18 protein-coding genes are annotated in these 18,779 nt (G+C 65.1%); 1 reads left to right on the top strand and 17 read right to left on the bottom strand.

The genetic code is table 11. The features are described 5' to 3' along the window. Positions 1-71: 71 nt before the first annotated feature. The 6 genes from XI03_RS03960 to XI03_RS03985 all read right to left on the bottom strand — a co-directional run bounded on the left by XI03_RS03960 (position 72) and on the right by XI03_RS03985 (position 5,727). Positions 72-1,991: a nitric oxide reductase activation protein NorD gene (locus XI03_RS03960; RefSeq protein ID WP_271591393.1), complete on the bottom strand. Its 1,920-nt coding sequence runs from the start codon at positions 1,989-1,991 to the stop codon at positions 72-74. A gap of 10 nt (positions 1,992-2,001) precedes the next feature. Further along, complete coding sequence (locus XI03_RS03965) at positions 2,002-2,811, bottom strand: CbbQ/NirQ/NorQ/GpvN family protein (protein WP_095426495.1); 810 nt, start codon at positions 2,809-2,811, stop codon at positions 2,002-2,004. A 63-nt stretch (positions 2,812-2,874) separates the two neighbouring features. Continuing rightward, a complete protein-coding gene (locus tag XI03_RS03970) occupies positions 2,875-4,221 on the bottom strand; it encodes a cbb3-type cytochrome c oxidase subunit I (RefSeq protein ID WP_271591394.1) in 1,347 nt (448 codons plus the stop codon). Positions 4,222-4,321: 100 nt separating this feature from the next. Continuing rightward, positions 4,322-4,774, bottom strand: coding sequence for a c-type cytochrome (locus XI03_RS03975; protein ID WP_018315916.1), 453 nt, complete (start codon positions 4,772-4,774; stop codon positions 4,322-4,324). A 114-nt stretch (positions 4,775-4,888) separates the two neighbouring features. Further along, the gene (locus XI03_RS03980; RefSeq protein ID WP_271591410.1) at positions 4,889-5,149 is read right to left on the bottom strand and encodes a cytochrome C oxidase subunit IV family protein; all 261 of its coding nucleotides are present in this window, start codon (positions 5,147-5,149) and stop codon (positions 4,889-4,891) included. Beyond that, the gene (locus XI03_RS03985; protein ID WP_028142401.1) at positions 5,149-5,727 is read right to left on the bottom strand and encodes a cytochrome c oxidase subunit 3 family protein; all 579 of its coding nucleotides are present in this window, start codon (positions 5,725-5,727) and stop codon (positions 5,149-5,151) included. The genes XI03_RS03980 and XI03_RS03985 overlap by 1 nt, the downstream gene beginning before the upstream one ends. Before the next feature lie 173 nt (positions 5,728-5,900). Here XI03_RS03985 and XI03_RS03990 point away from each other — a divergent pair, with 173 nt between their 5' ends. Continuing rightward, positions 5,901-6,068, top strand: a complete 168-nt coding sequence (locus XI03_RS03990; RefSeq protein ID WP_085967637.1) for a hypothetical protein — start codon at positions 5,901-5,903, stop codon at positions 6,066-6,068. 99 nt (positions 6,069-6,167) lie between these two features. On the opposite strand, the gene mmsB is transcribed toward XI03_RS03990, so the two are convergent. The 11 genes from mmsB to ytfQ form a co-directional block, all read right to left on the bottom strand. Further along, on the bottom strand, positions 6,168-7,358 hold the full coding sequence (mmsB, locus tag XI03_RS03995) for a multiple monosaccharide ABC transporter permease (RefSeq protein WP_018315912.1): 1,191 nt from the start codon (positions 7,356-7,358) through the stop codon (positions 6,168-6,170). Next, positions 7,355-8,932: a multiple monosaccharide ABC transporter ATP-binding protein gene (gene mmsA / locus XI03_RS04000; protein ID WP_271591395.1), complete on the bottom strand. Its 1,578-nt coding sequence runs from the start codon at positions 8,930-8,932 to the stop codon at positions 7,355-7,357. Before mmsA ends, mmsB begins: the two co-directional genes overlap by 4 nt. Before the next feature lie 129 nt (positions 8,933-9,061). Then, a complete protein-coding gene (gene chvE / locus XI03_RS04005; RefSeq protein WP_038970571.1) occupies positions 9,062-10,135 on the bottom strand; it encodes a multiple monosaccharide ABC transporter substrate-binding protein in 1,074 nt (357 codons plus the stop codon). A 72-nt stretch (positions 10,136-10,207) separates the two neighbouring features. Beyond that, on the bottom strand, positions 10,208-11,086 hold the full coding sequence (locus tag XI03_RS04010; protein ID WP_271591411.1) for an SMP-30/gluconolactonase/LRE family protein: 879 nt from the start codon (positions 11,084-11,086) through the stop codon (positions 10,208-10,210). Beyond that, the gene (locus tag XI03_RS04015) at positions 11,086-12,162 is read right to left on the bottom strand and encodes an aldose epimerase family protein (protein WP_271591396.1); all 1,077 of its coding nucleotides are present in this window, start codon (positions 12,160-12,162) and stop codon (positions 11,086-11,088) included. The genes XI03_RS04010 and XI03_RS04015 overlap by 1 nt, the downstream gene beginning before the upstream one ends. Before the next feature lie 2 nt (positions 12,163-12,164). Then, positions 12,165-13,091 (bottom strand): Gfo/Idh/MocA family protein, encoded by a 927-nt coding sequence (locus XI03_RS04020; RefSeq protein ID WP_271591397.1) that lies wholly within the window; start codon positions 13,089-13,091, stop codon positions 12,165-12,167. Beyond that, positions 13,088-13,852, bottom strand: a complete 765-nt coding sequence (locus XI03_RS04025) for a FadR/GntR family transcriptional regulator (RefSeq protein WP_271591398.1) — start codon at positions 13,850-13,852, stop codon at positions 13,088-13,090. The genes XI03_RS04020 and XI03_RS04025 overlap by 4 nt, the downstream gene beginning before the upstream one ends. After that, complete coding sequence (gene yjfF / locus XI03_RS04030; protein ID WP_271591399.1) at positions 13,849-14,829, bottom strand: galactofuranose ABC transporter, permease protein YjfF; 981 nt, start codon at positions 14,827-14,829, stop codon at positions 13,849-13,851. The genes XI03_RS04025 and yjfF overlap by 4 nt, the downstream gene beginning before the upstream one ends. Then, on the bottom strand, positions 14,826-15,818 hold the full coding sequence (locus XI03_RS04035) for an ABC transporter permease (protein WP_271591400.1): 993 nt from the start codon (positions 15,816-15,818) through the stop codon (positions 14,826-14,828). Before XI03_RS04035 ends, yjfF begins: the two co-directional genes overlap by 4 nt. Beyond that, positions 15,815-17,359: a sugar ABC transporter ATP-binding protein gene (locus XI03_RS04040; protein WP_271591401.1), complete on the bottom strand. Its 1,545-nt coding sequence runs from the start codon at positions 17,357-17,359 to the stop codon at positions 15,815-15,817. Before XI03_RS04040 ends, XI03_RS04035 begins: the two co-directional genes overlap by 4 nt. A gap of 118 nt (positions 17,360-17,477) precedes the next feature. Further along, the gene (gene ytfQ, locus XI03_RS04045; RefSeq protein ID WP_018315902.1) at positions 17,478-18,443 is read right to left on the bottom strand and encodes a galactofuranose ABC transporter, galactofuranose-binding protein YtfQ; all 966 of its coding nucleotides are present in this window, start codon (positions 18,441-18,443) and stop codon (positions 17,478-17,480) included. Between the last annotated feature and the right edge of the window lie 336 nt (positions 18,444-18,779).

Consider the following 18,779-nt stretch of genomic DNA (forward strand, 5'->3'; position numbering starts at 1 on the left):
CAGCAGTGCCCATATTGCCGAAAGGAAATCCTTGAAAAATGGCGCCGAAAACACAATCTGCCAAAGTAGTGCTAGTGCGCGACCTGCCGGTAGATCGCCGGCAGCGCCGCGGGTAGCCGCTTGATGTTGCCGACGATGGCATAGCCGCCGCGCCCGAACAGGGTCGGGAAATAGGATTGCGCGGTTGCGTCCACCGTGACGCCGAAGGCGGCGATGCCGAGCCGGCGCGCCTCCTGCACCGACTTGCGGGTGTCTTCGAGCGCGAAGCGGCCCTCGTAATGGTCGACGTCGTTCGGCTTGCCGTCGGTGAGGACGAGCAGCAGCTTCTTGCGCTGCGGCTGGCGGGCGAGCTCGGCCGCGGCGTGGCGCACCGCCGCGCCGATCCGCGTGTAATAGCCGGGCTTCAGCGCGCCGATGCGGCGCTCGACCGTCCCGCTCATCGGCTCGCCGAAGGCCTTGACCGTCTCGAGCCGCACCCAGGACCGCCGGCGCGAGGTGAAAGTGAGGATGCTGTGGTGATCGCCGCAGGCCGAAATCCCGTGGGCGAGCGCCAGCAGCGCCTCCTTCTCGACGTCGAGCACGCGATAGCCGTCGACCCAGGCATCCGTGGACAGCGAGACGTCGACGAGCAGCGTGACGGCGAGATCGTGACCTTGCGGGCGCATCGCGACGTGGATGCGATCAAGACCGCTGCCGCCGCTGCCGGCGCGGAGGTCGCACCGCGCACGTACCAGCGCGTCGAGATCGAGGTCGTGTCCGTCGGCCTGAGCGCGCATCAATTCATGGCGCGGCCGCAACACCTCGAAGCGGCGGCGCACCTGGCGGATGTGCCGGCGCATGGCGTCGTCAGGCGTCCAGCTCTCACCGTGCTCGGAGGCCGGACCTGCCAGCACGCGGCAATGATCGGGCAGATAGGAGCCGCTGCGGTAATCCCATTCGGGATAGGTAAGGTCCGCATTCAGCCGCGACGCATCGAGGGCTTCCGGCGGCAGGTCGAGGTCGAATCTGAACCGGCTCGCCGGCTTGCCGGTGCGGCGGCTGAGCGTGATCTCCTCGAGATCGTCGGCCGCCTTCTGCGCATCCTCGTCCTCGCTGTCGTCGGCCGGACGGTCGACATTGACCATCTCGGCCATCGCGAGGATCTTCTCGAAGCGGTTGAGCACGAAAGGATCGCGGCGGTTGGCATTGTCCTCGCGCTCGCGGACGGCAAAGCGCTTGCGATTGTCCTGGGCCTCGGGCTCGGCGCCCGGCGCGCACTCGTCCTCGCCGGCATGTGCGGGCGAGAGCTCGCGCGTCCAGCAATCCCCCCAGAGCGGGCACGGCAGGATCGAATGATAGCCCGGCGGCGCCTTGTCCGGCAGCGGGCCCGTCCCCATCATCGCCGGCCACAGTCTGCCCGCAGGGGCCTTTCCGGCGCCGAGCAAGGCCAAGACGATCTGCTCGACCTCCTGCTCGATGCGTGGCAAGGGGCGACGAGGCCGGGCCTCGGCGGTTGCCGCGGCGAGCTGAGCGTAATCGGCGACAAGCCCGGGGAATTGCGTGAGCACCCAGACCGCCGTCTCACTTGCCCGGCGCAACACCAGAAGATCCCGCCGCAGCGGATCGGCTTCCGTGATCGTCTCGATCGGCGCGGCTGCGAACCATGCCGCAAGCCAGCGATAGAGCGCCGCGTTCAACGCGCGGTCGGGAAAGATCGAGATTCGATCGGGCAGGAAAATGGTCGCGGCATCGCGACCCGGCTGCTCGAGGCGCTCGTCTCCGAGGCCGATGCGCTGCCGCCAGCCGAGACGGTGCCCCGATTTTCGCGCGCCCGCGCTTGCGATCTGAACCCCGGTCTCGCCGCCGAGCGCGCGGAACATCACCGCGAGCCGGCCTCTCACCTCGGTCAGTGCAACGACGTGATCATCGTGAACCGGATAGCTCGCGGTGCCGCCGACCATCCTGTGCCAGGCGCGGCCGACCGTCTCCTCCAGTTCGAGGAAGTCGAGCATGGGCGCGGCCTCACCCGATGACGGCGCGTGCGACGTCCAGCAGGGCAGCCTTCACGTCGGAATCGTCGGTCAGCGGTTCGATCATGCCGGCCAGCACGGCATCGGCAATCGGCGTGCCCGCGGCAATCAGGGTCGCGCAATAGACCACGAGCCGGGTCGAGACACCCTCTTCCAGATCGTGGCCCTTGAGCGCGCGCAGCCGGCCAGCCAGCCCCACCAGCGGCCGCACGCGCTCCGGCGACAGTCCGCTTTCGGCGGACACGACGGCGATCTCCTGCTCAGGCGGCAGGAAGCCGAATTCGATGGCGATGAAGCGCTGCCGCGTCGATGGCTTCAGCGCCTTCAGCAGCGTCTGGTAGCCGGGGTTGTAAGAGACCACGAGCATGAAGCTGTTCGGCGCCACCAGCTCCTCGCCGGTCCGCTCCAGCGGCAGGATGCGGCGGTCGTCGGTCAGGGGATGCAGCACTACTGTGACGTCCTTGCGGGCTTCCACGACCTCGTCGAGATAGCAGATGCCGCCCTCGCGCACGGCGCGCGTCAGCGGACCATCGGTCCACACGGTGTCCCCGCCCCTGAGCAAATAGCGGCCGGTGAGATCGGCGGCGGTGAGATCGTCGTGACAGGCAACCGTGTGAAGCGGCAGGCCCAGCCGCGCCGCCATATGCGCGACGAAGCGGGTCTTGCCGCAGCCGGTCGGCCCCTTGAGCAGAACCGGCAGACGACGCCGCCAGGCATGCTCGAAAAGCTCGCATTCGTTTCCGGATGGAACATAGGCCGGCAGCTCGGGCGCCGAGGTTACCGTGTGAAGGGCAGCTTTCATGATGTCTCTCCGGATTTTCCAGGAAGCAGGCGGCCGCGGCGAACCGCGGCCGCCTTTTCTCGTTTACTCGGCCGGCTGCAGCGCGGCGGGAATGATCGCCTGCTTCTCGCGGCCCGGCACCAGCACGGCCCACACGAACATCAGCGCGGAGATCGCGACGAACACGCCGGAGCCGAGCCGGACCCAGTAGAACATCGCGAGCTGGTCCTGCACGTCCATGTAGCCCTGGCCGAGCACGCGCTGGAGATGGACCTGGACCACGCCGGCAAAGGTCAGCGCGAAGGTCATGGTCATCATGGCCGTGCACATGATCCAGAAGCTCGTCATGGAGAGCCACTGATTGTAGGGCGCACGTCCCTTGATCTGCGGGATCGCATAGGCCATCACCGACAGGTTCAGCATCACATAGGCGCCGAAGAAGGCGAGATGGCCGTGCGCGGCGGTGACCTGGGTGCCGTGGGTGTAGTAGTTCACCGAGGACAGCGTGTGCAGGAAGCCCCAGACGCCGGCCCCTAGGAACGCCATCACCGAGCAGCCGACCGACCACAACAGCGCAGCGCGGTTCGGATGCTTGCGGCCCGCCTTCCAGGTCATCTGCACGGTGAAGATCACCATGGTGAAGAACGGCGCGACTTCGAGCGTGGAGAACAGCGAGCCGATCCACTGCCAGTAACCGGGCGCGCCGATCCAGTAGAAGTGATGGCCGGTGCCGAGAATGCCGGAGAACAGGGCAAGGCCGATGATGACGTAGAGCCACTTCTCGACGACCTCACGATCGATGCCGTTGAGCTTGATCATGAGATAGGCGAGCACGGAGGCCATGATCAGCTCCCAGACGCCCTCGACCCAGAGATGGACGACGTACCACCAGTACATCTTGTCGACGGCAAGGTTCGCCGGGTTGTAGAAGGCGAACAGGAAGAAGATCGCAACGCCCCACAAGCCGAACAACAGGATGTTGGTGACCGTGGTCTTGCGGCCCTTCAGCGCCGTCATCGTGACGTTGAACAGGAACATCAGGCAGACGACGACGATGCCGACCTTGATGATGAAGGGCTGTTCGAGGAACTCTCGGCCCTCGTGGTAGTGGAAGAGATAGCCGATCACGGCGACGCCGGCTGCGCCGAAGAACATCCAGAACTGGATCTTCGCCAGCAGCGGGCTATAGAGCTCATTCTCGGTCTCTTCCGGGAGCAGATAGTAGGTCGCGCCCATGAAGCCGATCAGCGACCACACGATCAGCGCGTTGGTGTGGATCATCCTGACGATGTTGAATGGCAGCAGCGTCGACAGCGTATTGGGTAGGACGTAGATGGTCCCGGCGAGCAGGCCGAACACGACCTGGGCCAGGAACAGGGTCAGCGCGCCGTAGAAATACAGCATCGCGACTTTCTGGGTTTGGTACTTCATCTCGGGTTCTCTCTGTCTTGAAAGAGGAAAGCTGTGCGCCTTGCATGTCGTTTGAGCATGATCTCTTCGGAAAACCGCTTCACACTTTTCCGGATCATGCTCAGCCCGCCTTGTTCGGCGGCCAGCTCTGACGCTTGATCGTGCTGGTCCATTGCAGGAAGTCAGCGAGATCGTTGAGTTCCTGGTCGGTCAGGTTGAACTGCGGCATCTGCCGCCGGCCCTCCGCGCCCGAGGGCTGCGATTGCATCCAGGCCTTCAGCGTCTCGCGCGCGGCGGCCGGATCCTCGTTGCCGCCCCAGCGATCCCAGACGTTGCCGACCTCTGGGGCGAAATAGGCGCCCTCGCCCAGCAGCGTGTGGCAGTTGATGCAGGAGTTCTTCTCCCACACATGCTTGCCGCGGGCGACCGACGACGTCAGCGTCTTCGCGTCGGTCGAGGTCGTGGCCATGTAGTAATGGCTGTGCGCCGTCAGCCCTATGAAAATGGCGAAGAAGAAGGCCGAACCGCCGTAGAAGACATTTCGAGCGGCCGACTTGGTCAGGCGTTCAGCCATTACCAATCCTTTCCGTTTGATTCCTGAGGAAGATGCGATCCTGCGCTTTATTGCCGATTGCCAGGGGGCACTCTTTGACGAAGCGCAAGCAGCGCGACGATGCGCAACCGCCAGTCAGATCAAGGCAACGACGGCCGATGCGAGCCAGGCAAACAGCACCACGATGAAGACCCAGGCGCTGACGATGCCGCGCCAAAGCGCCGGCGCTGAGCGAAGATCGAGGAAATCGAGCACGATACGGCGGCCCTTGAGAGCGGCGAACGTCAGCAGCAGGGCATTGGCGAACAAGGCACGCGACACCAGCGGCGGGACCAGAATGGTCGCGAGCGCAAGGCCGATCAACGTGATCCATGTGATGTCGAGACGATCCGGAATCACGGGTGCACCAGATAGATGATGGGAAACATGACGATCCAGAGCAGGTCGACCATGTGCCAGAAAGCCGTTCCGGTCTCGACGCCCGCCGCTCGGGCACCCCGGGACACTACGGCCAGAATCACGATGCCGAGGCCGACATGCAGGAGATGGAAGCCGGTGAGGAGGAAGTACAGCGTGAAGAACGGGCTGGTCTCCAAGCCGTTTCCTAACGCGATCTCGCCGGCATATTCGAACAGCTTGACCGCGATGAAGACGACGCCAAGCGCCATGGCGCCGAACAGCCAGCCGCGCGCACGCCGGCTTTCGCCCGCCCGTGCAGCAGCCGCCCCGCGCGCGGCAGCCCAGCCGCTGGTCACGAGCACGATGGTGTTGATTCCGGCCAGCTGCGCATCGAGACTGGCCTGACCGGCCGCGAAGACCGCCGGGTGAAGCGCGCGCGCGATGACGAAAGCGCCAAGGAACAGGCCGAAGGCGGCGAGCTCGCTGAAGATCAGCACCCAGATCATGGGATCACCGGGAAGATCTTCCAGGATTCCCCAACCGGTTCCCTGTTGTTCGCAATCCGTTGCCGACATCTGACTTCCGCATCAAGACGCCGAACAGATATCCCACCGGCGCGATTCCAACTTTGTCGCCGGACAAATAGTGCAACTGGCCAGAGGCGGGTTTGCGCTATCGCAACGTCCCGCCCGCCTCACCGTCATAGGGTGGATGCATCCGGCGGTTCCGCAAAATGGCGAGCGATGCAATGAGCGATGCACAAATCGGGCTGATAACCGCGACCCCCATCATCATCGTGTTCGCCATCGCGCTGCGGCGAATGGGGGTGCTGTCGACCGTGGCGACCGTATCGGCCGTGACCCTTTCCGTCGCGATCGCGACGGTGCTGTTCACGACGCAATCACCGCTGCCGTAGGGCGGGCAAAGCGAAGCGTGCCCACCATAGTGCCACGAGAGAAGATGGTGGGCACGGCGCTTACGCGCCTTTGCCCACCCTACCAGACCGTCAATGCGGCTACCGCCGCTGGTTATACACGTCGATACACACCGCCCCCAGCAGCACCAGGCCCTTGATCACCTGCTGGTAGTCGATGCCGATGCCGAGGATGGACATGCCGTTGTTCATCACGCCCATGATCATGGCGCCGACCACGGCGCCGCCGACGCGCCCGACCCCGCCATAGGCCGAGGCGCCGCCGATGAAGCAGGCGGCGATGACGTCGAGCTCGAAACCCAATCCCGCCTTCGGCGTCGCGGTGTTGAGGCGCGCGGCGAAGACGAGGCCGGCGAGCGCGGCCAGCACGCCCATGTTGACGAAGGTGAGGAAGGTCAGCCGTTCGGTCTTGATGCCCGACAGTTTTGCCGCCTTCGCATTGCCGCCGACCGCGTAGACTTGCCGGCCGATCACGGTGCGCCGGGTGACGAAGCCATAGAGCGCGATCAACGCGGTCATGATGACCAGCACGTTCGGCAGGCCGCGATGCGAGGCGATCAGATAGGTGAAATAGAGCACGGCGCAGGCGAGCAGAACGCTCTTCCCCAGGAAGAACGCGTAGGGCTCGACCTCGATGCCATGCGATTGCTCGCGCGAACGGCCCTTGGCACTGGCATAGACGAGCCCGAGCGCGAGCACGGCACCGATCAGCATGGAGGTCGGATGCAGCGTGCCGGCTTCGGGCAGCAGTTCCGGAATGAAGCCCGACGACAGCTTCTGGAAGGTCGCCGGGAACGGGCCGAGCGACTGCCCCTGCAGCACCGCGAGCGCGAGGCCCTTGAACACCAGCATGCCCGCCAGGGTCACGATGAAGGATGGAATGCCGAAGAAGGCCACCCAATAGCCCTGCGCCGCGCCGATCGCCGCCCCCAGCAACAGGCAGGCGATGAAGGCGAGCGTGTAGTCGATCTTGTAGGTCACCATCAGCACGGCGGCCACCGCGCCGACGAAGCCGGCGACCGAGCCGACCGACAGGTCGATATGGCCGGTGACGATCACCAGCAGCATGCCGAGCGCCATGATGACGATGTAGCTATTCTGCAGCACCAGGTTGGTCAGGTTGAGCGGCTGCAACAGCGTGCCGCCGGTCATGACCTGGAAGAACAGCATGATCGCGATCAACGACATCAGCATGCCGTAGTTGCGCAAATTGTTCTTGATGAAGCTGCCGTGCCGGCGCTCCTCGGGCAGCGATACCGTCTTGTCGGTCATGGCTGCATTCCTCCCATTTCCGCGGCCGGGGGCGCGGCGTTCCCAATGTTTCGTTCGTTGCGCATGATGGCGCGCATGATCTTTTCCTGCGTCGCGTCCGCACCCTTGAACTCGCCGACGAAGGCGCCGTCGTTCATGACGCAAATCCGGTCGCAGATGCCGAGCAGCTCGGGCATCTCCGAGGAGATCACCACGACGCCGCGGCCGGCTTCCGCCAGCTCGTTGATGATACAGTAAATCTCGTATTTGGCACCGACGTCGATGCCCCTTGTCGGCTCGTCCAGGATCAGCACCTTTGGGTCGGTCATCAGCCATTTCGACAGCACAACCTTCTGCTGGTTGCCGCCGGAGAGCTGGCCGGTCTCCTGGTAGACGTCGGAGCAGCGGATGCGCATGCGGGTGCGATAGTCGCTGGCGATCTTCAGCTCGGCGATGTCGTCGATCACACGTTTAGGTGCAACCTGATCGAGGCTGGCGAGCGTGATGTTCTTGCGGACGTCGTCGGCCAGGATCAGGCCGAGCTGCTTGCGGTCCTCGGTGACGTAGGCAAGGCCGGCGTCGATCGCCGCCGCGACGCTCGGCAGCACCATGTCTCTGCCTTCGAGCCGGATGCTGCCACTGATATTGCTGCCCCAGGAACGGCCGAACAGGCTCATGGCGAATTCAGTGCGGCCGGCGCCCATCAGGCCAGCAATGCCGACGACCTCGCCGCGCCTAACGCCGAAACTGACGTTCTTGATCACCTGCCGCTCGGGATGGATGGGGTGATAGACCGACCAGTTCGCGACGTCGAGCACAGGCTCGCCGATCTTCACGCTACGCTCCGGGAAACGGTGAGCCATGTCGCGATTGACCATGCTGCGGATGATGCGGTCTTCCTGGATCGGCTCGGCGCGACAATCGATGCTGTCGACGGTGCGGCCGTCGCGGAGCACGGTGATGTGGTCGGCGACCTTGGCGACCTCGTTGAGCTTGTGCGAGATCAGGATCGAGCCGATGCCCTGCTCGCGGAACGCCATCAGGCGTTCGAGCAGCGCGGCGCTGTCGGCCTCGTTGAGGCTCGCGGTCGGCTCGTCCAGGATCAGCATCCGCACCCGCTTGGACAGCGCCTTCGCGATCTCGACAAGCTGCTGCTTGCCGACGCCGAGATCAGTGATCAGGGTGTCGGGGGATTCCTTCAGGCCGACCTGTGCCAGCAGCTCACGTGTACGACGGTAGACCTCGTCGCGGTCGATGACGCCGAGCTTCGACGGCGGATGCGACAGGAAGATGTTCTCGGCGATCGACATCAGCGGGATCAGCGCCAGCTCCTGGTGGATGATGATGATGCCGAGCGCCTCGGAATCGTTGATGTCGCGGAAGCGCCGCTCCTCACCGTCGAAGACGATGGTGCCCTCGTAGCTGCCATGCGGGTAGACCCCGCTGAGCACCTTCATCAGCGTCGACTTTCCGGCGCCGTTCTCGCCGACGAGCGCGTGGATTTGTCCGGCGTGAACCGAGAAGTTGACGTCGCGCAGCGCCTGCACGCCGGCAAAGCTCTTGCTGACGTTGCGCATCTCCAGCATGGCGGTCATGGCGTCGTGCCCTTGGAAACTTTCGTGAATCCCTCCGCCGTCATTCCGGGGCGATGCGAAGCATCGAACCCGGAATCTCGAGGTTCCGGGGTCGCCCTTCGGGCGCCCCGGAACGACGGCACGAGAACTCTACTGGAACTGCGACTTCTTGTAGTAGCCGCTCTCAACCAGCACCTTCTCCCAATTGTCCTTGTAGACCACGACCGGCTTGAGCAGGTAGGACGGCACGGTCTTGACACCGTTCTCGTAGGTCTTGGTGTCGTTGACCGCGACCTGCTTGCCGGCCAGCGCGGCGTCGACCATGTCGGCGGTCACCTTGGCGAGGTCGCGGGTGTCCTTGAAGATGGTCGAGTACTGATCGCCGCGCAGCATCGCCTTGATCGAGGGCACCTCGGCGTCCTGCCCCGAAATGATCGGCATCGGCTGATCGGCGCTGCCGTAGCCGACGCCCTTCAGCGAGGAGATGATGCCGATCGAGATGCCGTCATAGGGCGAGAGCACGGCGTTGATCTTCTTGTTGCCGTAGTAGGCGCTGAGCAGATTGTCCATGCGGGCCTGGGCAGTGGCGCCGTCCCAGCGGAGCGTCGCGACCTTGTCCATGCCCATCTGGCCCGAGGCGACGACGAGCTTGCCGCTGTCGATATAGGGCTTCAGCACGCTCATCGCGCCGTTGTAGAAGAAGTAGGCGTTGTTGTCGTCGGGCGAGCCGCCGAACAGCTCGATGTTGAACGGGCCCTTGCCGTCCTTCAGCCCGAGCCCCTGCTCGATCGACTGCGCCTGGAGCACGCCGACCTGGAAATTGTCGAAGGTCGCGTAATAGTCGACGTTCGGCGTGCCGCGGATCAGGCGGTCATAGGCGATCACGGTGATGCCTTTGGCCTTGGCCTGCTTGAGCACGTCGGACAGCGTGGTGCCGTCGATCGCGGCGATCACCAGGGCTTTCGCGCCCTTGGTCACCATGTTCTCGACCTGCGAGAGCTGGTTCGGGATATCGTCCTCGGCATATTGCAAGTCGGTGTTGTAGCCGCGCTCCTTCAGCACCTTGACCATGTTGTTGCCGTCGTCGATCCAGCGCGCCGACGATTTGGTAGGCATCGCGATGCCGACGGTCGCCTTGTCCTGGGCGGAGGCGGTGAGGCCTGTGGCCATCGTCGCAGCGCCGGCCAGCGCCAGTGCGAGGAATGTCGTCTTCAGTTTCAGCATGTTTTACTCCCTTGGGTGTCAGACTGTTTCTTTATTTCGTCGAGAACGTCGTCGTGGGCTGCCTCCGGTCTCCTATGCGAGCTTGACGTCGGGCTCCGCGCGACCGCGCGCGGACGCCTCCAATAGAAACGTGCAACCGGCTTGCGGATCGGCGGCGCGCCCTGCCGCGTCCATATCCTGCCACGCTGACGTGACAAGGAGGCGCGACAGATCGGAACCGACGAAGGCGGGACAGCTCGCCTGCTTCGCCGGCACGCTCAGTGAGTGCAGACGCTCGCCTTGCGGGGAATAGACATCGATACGGCTCGCGCCCCAGCAGGCATTCCAGATGTTTCCGTCGGCATCGCACACCGAGCCATCGAGGCCGCCGATGCCGGTGTGGCGCAGCAGCACCTCCGGCTCGCCGCGCGGCAGGCCGGTCGCGGGATTGAGCGGGACTGCGTAGAGCACGGCACGCGCAGTGTCGGTGAAATAGCCAATGGCGCCATCCGGCGAGAAGCAAATCGAATTGGGAATGCTGATGCCGGGAAACAGCGTCGAGATCTTGCCGCGATGGAGCGCGTAGATCGCCCCCGCCTTCGGCTCGGCCTTCTTGCCCATGGTGCCGATCCAGAACGTGCCGGACTGGTGCACACGGCAATCATTGGAGCGCGTGGCAGGATTGTCCGCCTCGAGCGGACAGAACAGCGTCATGGCGCCGTCGGCAAGCTTGCGGATATACAGACCGTCCTCGGCGACGATCAACTGGCGCTCGGCATCGATGCGCCCGAGCGCGCTGGCCATCCGGCCGAGCGCATGGACGCGGATGCTGCCGCTGCCGAGTTGCGCCTCGAACAGCCGTCCTTCGCGGATGTCGAACCACCACGCCGTATCGGTGGTCACGTCATAGGTCGGGCCCTCGCCGAGATGGCAGGGATCGTCCGAGAGAACTGATGTCGGCACCTGTTCCATCATGACGTCCTCACACCGAAGCGATAGACCGTGTGGTGCCGATAGGCTCCGCCGGGATCGAGGCGCGGGCTCGGGAAATCCGGCCGGTTCGGCGCGTCAGGCCAGATGTGCGGCTCCAGGCACATGGCATCCGATTGCCGGATCAGCTTGCCGCCCTTCCCCGAAATCGTGCCATCGAGATAGTTGCCGGAATAAACCTGAACGCCGGGCTGATCGGTGAACAGCTCCATGACGCGCCCCGAGCGCGGTGCCTCCAGCCGGGCAGCAAGTGCGAGCTTGCCGTCGCGCGCGAGGCAGTAGGTGTGGTCGTAACCCCTGCCGTTGCGCAATTGCTCATCGCTCTGCCGGATGCGCTCGCCAACCTGCCGAGGCTCCCGGAAGTCGAACGGCGTGCCGGCCACCGCGCGCGGCGGTCCGGGCAGCGGAATGGCGGTGGGATCGATGGCGACGAAATGTTCGGCGGCAACCGTCAGCCTGTGATCGAGAATGGGCGTGCCTGACGTTGCGCCTTCCAGATTGAAGAAGCTGTGGTTGGTCAGGTTGACGATGGTGGGACGATCGGTCCGCGCCTCCATGCTCAACGACAATTCGGTCGGGCCGGTGACGCGATAGGTCAGGCGGACATCGAGCTGGCCGGGATAATTCTCCTCGCCATGCGGACTGACATAGGTCAGCGTCACCGCGGGCTCGGCGCCGTCGTCGATCTCCGCAATCTGCCAGAGCTTGCGGTCGAATCCATCGAGGCCGCCGTGCAGCGCGTTCGGCCCGTTGTTGACGGGAAGTTGCACCGTCTCGCCGTCGAGCGAGAACTGCCCCTTGGCAATGCGGTTGGCATAGCGGCCGACGGTGGCCCCAAGGAACTTTCGCTCCGCGAGATAGCCGGCGAACGCGTCATGGCCGAGCACGACGTCGTCATGACCGCCCTTCACATCCGGCGCAATCAGCGCCTGGATCACCGCGCCGTGGGTGATGATGCGCGCCTCGAAGTCGCCCTCGCCGCGCAGCACGATGCGCTCGACCTTGCGACCGTCAGGCAGTGTGCCGAAGATGTCTTTTGTGATTTTTGATGCGGCCATGTCTAATCCACAAACGGTTCGACGACGGTGCGCCTGCCGAGCAGGAAGGCGTCGGCAACGAGGCGAAGCGGCGTCAGATCGACGTCGCTTGCGCCGGTCGCCGCGAGCTCGACGAAGCGCCGGTAGAGCCCGCGATATTCCTCATCGGGCGCCTCGGCAAGCACCTTGCCGTCGACCTCCAACCGCGCGCCACCGCTGGACAAAGTCATCCGGCCCTGGTCGGTATCGACGAGGATATCCCAGCTCTGCGGTCCGGTCTGGCGGAAATCGAACTCGGCGATCACAGCAAGGCCGTCGATGTCCGTCAGCGTCAGGTTAGCCGCAATCGGTGCCTGGCAATTGGCGGGAAACGCCAACTCGGCCGCGGTGACGAACACGGGCTTCGGCAGGATTTTGGTCAGGATCGACAGCGCGTTGATGCCGGGATCGAACACGCCGAGGCCGCCTGGTTCCCAGATCCAGCCCTGACCGGGATGCCAGACGCGAACATCCTCCTTCCAGCTGACGTGCACCGACTTGATGCGTCGCTCAGCGAGCCATTGCCGCGCGGGCTCGACCGCCGGCGCATGGCGCGAATGCCAGGTCGCAAACAGCGTGCGCTTTGCCTCCGCCGCCATCGCTACAAGCGGATCGAGCTCGGCTACACCGATGCCCGGCGGCTTCTCCAGCATGACATGCTTGCCGGCGGCGAGCGCCGCGGCAGCCTGCGCGCGACGCACCTGCGGCGGTGTGCAGAGCGAGACCGCATCGATCGGCGGTCCCTTTTCCAGCAGCTCCTCGATGGTCGCGAAATGCGGCAGTCCCGGCAGCGAGGCGTTACGGCTGGCAATCGCCGCCAGCGCCGCGCCCGGCACGGCGGCGATCGCGCCGACATGCTGGTCACGCGCGATCTTGCCGAAGCCGACGATGGCGATGCGGAGTTCCGTCACGATCCCTCTCCAGATTCCACGGAGGCCGGTGCGGTCTCGATGACCGTGCCCTCATGGCGATGCATGCCGTTGTGAATGACGAAAATCATCGCCTCGGAGGCGGCCTCCGCATCGCGGGCCGCAATCGCATCGACGATCTTCTGGTGCCAGAGCAGCACCGTGTCGCGGTCTTCCAATTCGACCGGCGCACTCAGCAGGAAGGAGGCGCGAAGCGCGGCCTCGATGACGTGACCGATCGAGCGCATGAACAGGTTGCCGGAGGCGCGCGCCACGGCGACGTGGAGTGCGAGGTCGGCATCGGCAAAGCCGACCGAATCGGACGCTTCGAGCCGCATGCGCTCCATGCTGCGCCGAAGCTCGGCTAGGTCCTCCTCCGACCGCTGCGCGGCCGCCAGCATCGCCGCGCGCGGCTCGACCGCGAGACGGATCTCGGCGAGGTCGTTGAGGAAACGCTTGTCGATGCCGGCGTCCAGATGCCAGGCCAGGACGTCGGCGTCGAACATGTTCCAGGCGGCGCGTTCGCGTACGACGGTGCCGACGCGCGCCTTGGTGGTCAGCAGGCCCTTGGCGACCAGGGTCTTCACGCTCTCCCGCAGCACCGGCCGCGACACGCCGAACATCGCGATCATCTCGGCATCACCAGGCAGGCGAGTGCCCTCGGCGTAGCGGCCGGCGATGATGTCGATGCCGATCGAGCGGGCGACCTCCGCATGGTTGGAGTGAGCCCGCCGCGTCGGGATGACGACGATGCGCGATGTCATGTGGCGGCTCCTGCGCTCTTCGCCAGCGGCCGGCGCGCGAGCGCGACCAGTCCCTGCTGCAAGGCAATGAAGGCGAACAGCAAGATACCGGTCGCGATCTTGGTCCACCAGCTCGACAGCGTGCCGTCGAAATTGATGTAGGTCTGGATCAGGCCCTGGATCAGCACGCCGAGGAAAGTACCGATCACCGAGCCCTGCCCACCCGTGAGCAGCGTGCCGCCGATCACGACGGCGGCGATGGTGTCGAGCTCGACGCCAACGGCGGAAAGCGAATAGCCGGCGCTGGTGTAGAACGAGAAGACAATGCCGGCGATGCCTGCGAGCAGGCTCGACAGCATGTAGATCTTCACCGTCATCTTGCCGACCGCAACGCCCATCAGGCTCGCGGTCGTCCGGCTGCCGCCGAGCGCATAAACATTGGCGCCGAACCGGGTGAGATGCAGCAGCAAGGCTCCGCCGATCACGATCGCGAGCATGATGATCGCAATTGCCGTCAATCGCCCGCCACCCGGCAATCGCAAGGCGAAGTCCGACACGGTGGAATAGATCGGCGCGGTGATCGGTATGGATTCGGTGGAGAGCAGGAAGCTCGCTCCGCGCGCCAGGAACATGCCGGCGAGCGTCACGATGAAGGGTGGCAAATCAAAGACATGGATCACCGCGCCCATCGCCGCACCGAAGGCCGCCGAGAGTGCGAGGACGGCGACGAAAGCAACCAGCGGCGGCATGCCCCAGCGCTCGATCGCGAGCGCAACGAAGACCGTGGTGAAGCCGATCACCGAGCCGACCGAGAGATCGATGCCGCCGGAGATGATGACGAAGGTCATGCCGGCCGCGACGATGCCGAGGAAAGCGTTGTCGGTGAGGAGATTGCCGACGACGCGGGTCGAGGCGATGTTGGGAAACTGCACCGCGCAGGCTGCGAAGCCCGCGACCAGCACGATCGCCGTAATGAGGGCGGGCGGCAGACCTCTCATGCCTTTGTCCTCCGCAGCCGCGCAGAGATGCCGGCAAAGCCGGTCAGCTTCGGCGATTGCAACAACAGCACCGTGAGCACCACTATCGCCTTGACCAGCAGGTTGAACTCCGGCGGATAGCCGGACAAAAGGATGCCGGTGTTCATGGTCTGGATGATCAGCGCGCCGAGTACGGCCAGCACGAGGCTGAAGCGGCCGCCGAACAACGAGGTGCCGCCGATCACCACGGCCAGGATCGCATCGAGCTCGAGCCAGAGGCCGGCATTGTTCGCGTCCGCCCCCATGATGTCGGCCGCCGCGATCACGCCGGCCAGCGCGGCACAGACGCCGCACCAGACATAGACCGACAGGATCATCGCACGCGTGCCGACGCCGGCAAGCTCGCTCGCCCGCGCATTACCGCCGGTCGCCTCGATCAGGAGCCCCAGCGCCGAGCCACGTACCACCGCGCCGGTGAGGATCAGCATGCCGAGCGCAATCACGACCGGTACCGGCAGGCCGAGCACCGAGCCATTGCCGAGCCAGACCAGATCCGGCGAGGAGAACGTCACGATGCGTCCCTCGGTGATGAGCTGGGCGATGCCGCGTCCCGCCACCATCAGGATCAACGTCGCCACGATCGGCTGCATGCCGAGTACCGCGACAAGGAAGCCGTTCCACAGCCCGCAAATCAGGCCCGCGCCGAGCGCTGCAGCCAGAACTACAGCCAGACTGTGAGTGTCGGCGAGGCTCGCCGCGATCGCGCCCGCGATCGCCATGACGGCGCCAACCGACAGATCGATGCCGCGCGTCGCGATCACCAGAACCATGCCGAGTGACAGCAGCGCCACCGGCGTGCCGCGGTTGAGCACGTCGATCAGGCTGCCGAACAGACGGCCGTCCTGGAGGCGCAGGTCGAAGAATTGCGGCGACACAACACGGTCGACCGCGAGGATGACGATCAATGCGAGGATCTGGGCAAGGCCGCGGCGCGGCAACAGCGCTGTCATGTGTGGGCCTCAAGCGCAACAGCGACGCTATCGGCGGCAATGGCCGCGAGAATGTTGCCGACGTCGACCGCCTCGCCCGCGAGCTCCTCGACATGGGCGCGGTCGCGCAGCACCACGACGCGGTCGGAATAGGTTACGATCTCATCGAGCTCGGAGGAGATCACGAGCAGCGACAAGCCGTCGTCGCAGAGCTCGCGGATCAGGCGGATGATCTCGGCATGCGCGCCGACGTCGATGCCGCGGGTCGGCTCGTCCAGCACCAGAAGCCGCGGCGAGGTCGCGAGCCAGCGCGCCAGCAGAACCTTCTGCTGATTGCCGCCGGACAACAGGCCGACGGGGCGCTCAGCATCGGGCGGACGGATGTCGAGCATCTTGACGTAGCGGCGCGCGATCTCGTCCTGCTCGCGGCGCGACAGCGGCCGACGCAGGCCGCGTTTGGCCTGGAGCGCGAGCACGATGTTCTCGCGCACCGTGAGCTCGGCAACGATGCCGTCGGTCTTGCGCTCCTCCGGGCAATAGCCGAAGCCGTGGCGTACGCCGTCGCGAGGCGACTGCAGCCGCACCGGCACACCTTCCACCCTCGCCTTCCCGCCATCGGCGCGCTCGGCGCCGAACACCAGCCGCGCCGTCTCGGTCCGGCCCGAGCCGAGCAGGCCGGCGAGACCGACGACCTCGCCATGGCGCAGCTCGAGATTGAACGGCGCGACATAGCCGGCCTTGCCGTAATTCTCGAAACTCGCGCAGATTTCGCGCACCTTGTGCTCGCCCGCTGATGCGCGTGCGCTGGTGGTCTCGGCCAACTCGCGGCCGAGCATCAGCCGGATCAGTTCGAGGCGCGGCAGCGAGGCGGTCTCGCGCTCGCCGACGAGGCGACCGTTGCGCAGCACGGTGATGCGATCGGAGATCTCGTAGACCTGGTCGAGGAAGTGACTGACGAAGACGATGCCGATGCCGCGTTTCGCGAGCTGGCGCATGATGCCGAACAGGATCTCGACCTCGTGACGGTCGAGACTCGCGGTGGGCTCGTCCAGGATCAACACCCGCGCGGAGAGATCGACGGCGCGCGCGATCGCGGTGACGTGCTGCACGGCGACCGAATAGTTGCCGAGCGGCGCGGCGACGTCGATGTCGAGGCCAAACTCCGCAAGCAGCGCCTTGGCGCGGCGGCGCATCTCGCCCTCGCGCACGATGCCGAAGCGCATTGGCTGGCGATCGAGGAACAGGTTCTGCGCCACCGACAGGTTCGGCAGCAGATTGACCTCCTGGTAGACGGTGGCAATGCCCGCTGCCAGCGCTGCCTTGGCCGAGCGCGGCGCGACCTCTTCACCGCCGATCCTGACGATGCCGGCGTCGCGTGGGAATACGCCGGTGACGACCTTGATCAGCGTGGACTTGCCGGCGCCGTTCTCGCCGAGCAACGCATGGATCTCGCCGGCGCGCAGCGTGAAGTCGACCTCCTGCAGCGCGCGCACAGCGCCGAAGCTCTTGCTGATCCCGCGCACCTCAAGAAGGGGCAGAGCAGGATCGGGGCTGTTCTGCATGGCAAATTCGCTCCCACGGGTGCCCGCCATTGAAGCGGACACCCAGCCTAGTCGTTCGTGCAGCGGTTTCGAAGGGGGGGCGACGGACCACCGGAAGCGGTCCGGCGCGGCGCCCGCCTCAGTAACCGAGGCCCTTCTTGCTGTCGTAGATCTTCTGCGGATCATCGGCGGCAGTATAGAGCTTGGACTCGGTCTGAATCCACTTCGGCGGAACCGTGCCCTTGCCCTTGAAGGCTGCGACGGCATCCAGTGCTGGGCCGGCCATGTTCGGCGTCAGCTCGACCGTGGCATTCGCTTCGCCGGCAACCATCGCCTTGAAGATATCGGGGACCGCGTCGATCGAAACGGTGAGGATATCCTTGCCGGGCTTGAGGCCGGCTTCCTTCATCGCCTGAATCGCGCCCACCATCATGTCGTCGTTGTGGGCGTAGACCGCGCAGATGTTCTTGCCGCCGCCTTCGGCCTTGATGAAGCTCTCCATCACCTCCTTGCCCTTGGCGCGGGTGAAGTCGCCGGTCTGGCTGCGCACCACCTTCAGGTTCGCGTGCTTGGCGATGGCGGTGTCGAAGCCTTTCTTGCGGTTGGTGGCGACGCTGGCGCCGACGGTGCCCTGCAGCTCGACGATGTTGCAGGCCTTGGCGCCGACTGTCTTGGCCAGCCAGTCGCCGGCGACCTCGCCCTCATGCACGCTGTCCGAGGTTACCGCGGTGAGATAGAGCTCCTTGCCGGACGGATCGATGTCGCGGTCGAGCAGCACGACCGGGATCTTGGCTTCCTTGGCCTCCTTCAGCACCGAGTCCCAGCCGGTCGAGACCACGGGCGCGAGGAAGATCGCATCGACGTTCTGCGCGATGAAGGAGCGGATCGCCTTGATCTGGTTCTCCTGCTTCTGCTGCGCGTCGGCGATCTTGAGATTGACCTTGCGCTTGGCGGCCTCCTGCTTGGAGACCGACGTCTCGGCCGCGCGCCAGCCGGATTCCGATCCGATCTGCGAGAAGCCGATGGTGAGCTCGGCGGCATTCGCCGGCAGCGCGAGCAGCAAGGCGGCCGTGGCGCTGGCCGCAAAGAGGGCTTTAAGGATCATCAGGCGAGTCTCCCAAGATGTTATCCGGGGCGCCTATTGGTAACATGGCACCCGCAGGCCGGCCTTCGAGGCGGCGGGAGGGACTATTTCACGGAAGAAGAGTTCCGACTAGTCATATTATTTGACTATTTAGAGGAAATCGCGCCGAGCGGCGGCAGGCGGTTCTAAGACACGCCAAGCGCGATTTTGTTCCCCCGATGCAACGGGAAGATGAAGAAGGTTTGTAAGTGAGTCCAGCCACGGACAACCGTCATGGCCGGGCCTGTCCCTGCCATCCACGCCTTACCTCGCCTGACAAAGAACGTGGATGCCCGGGACAAGCCCGGGCATGACGGC

Origin of the sequence: Bradyrhizobium sp. CCBAU 65884 (genome assembly GCF_028128835.1) — a bacterium.
Lineage (GTDB): Bacteria > Pseudomonadota > Alphaproteobacteria > Rhizobiales > Xanthobacteraceae > Bradyrhizobium > Bradyrhizobium ottawaense.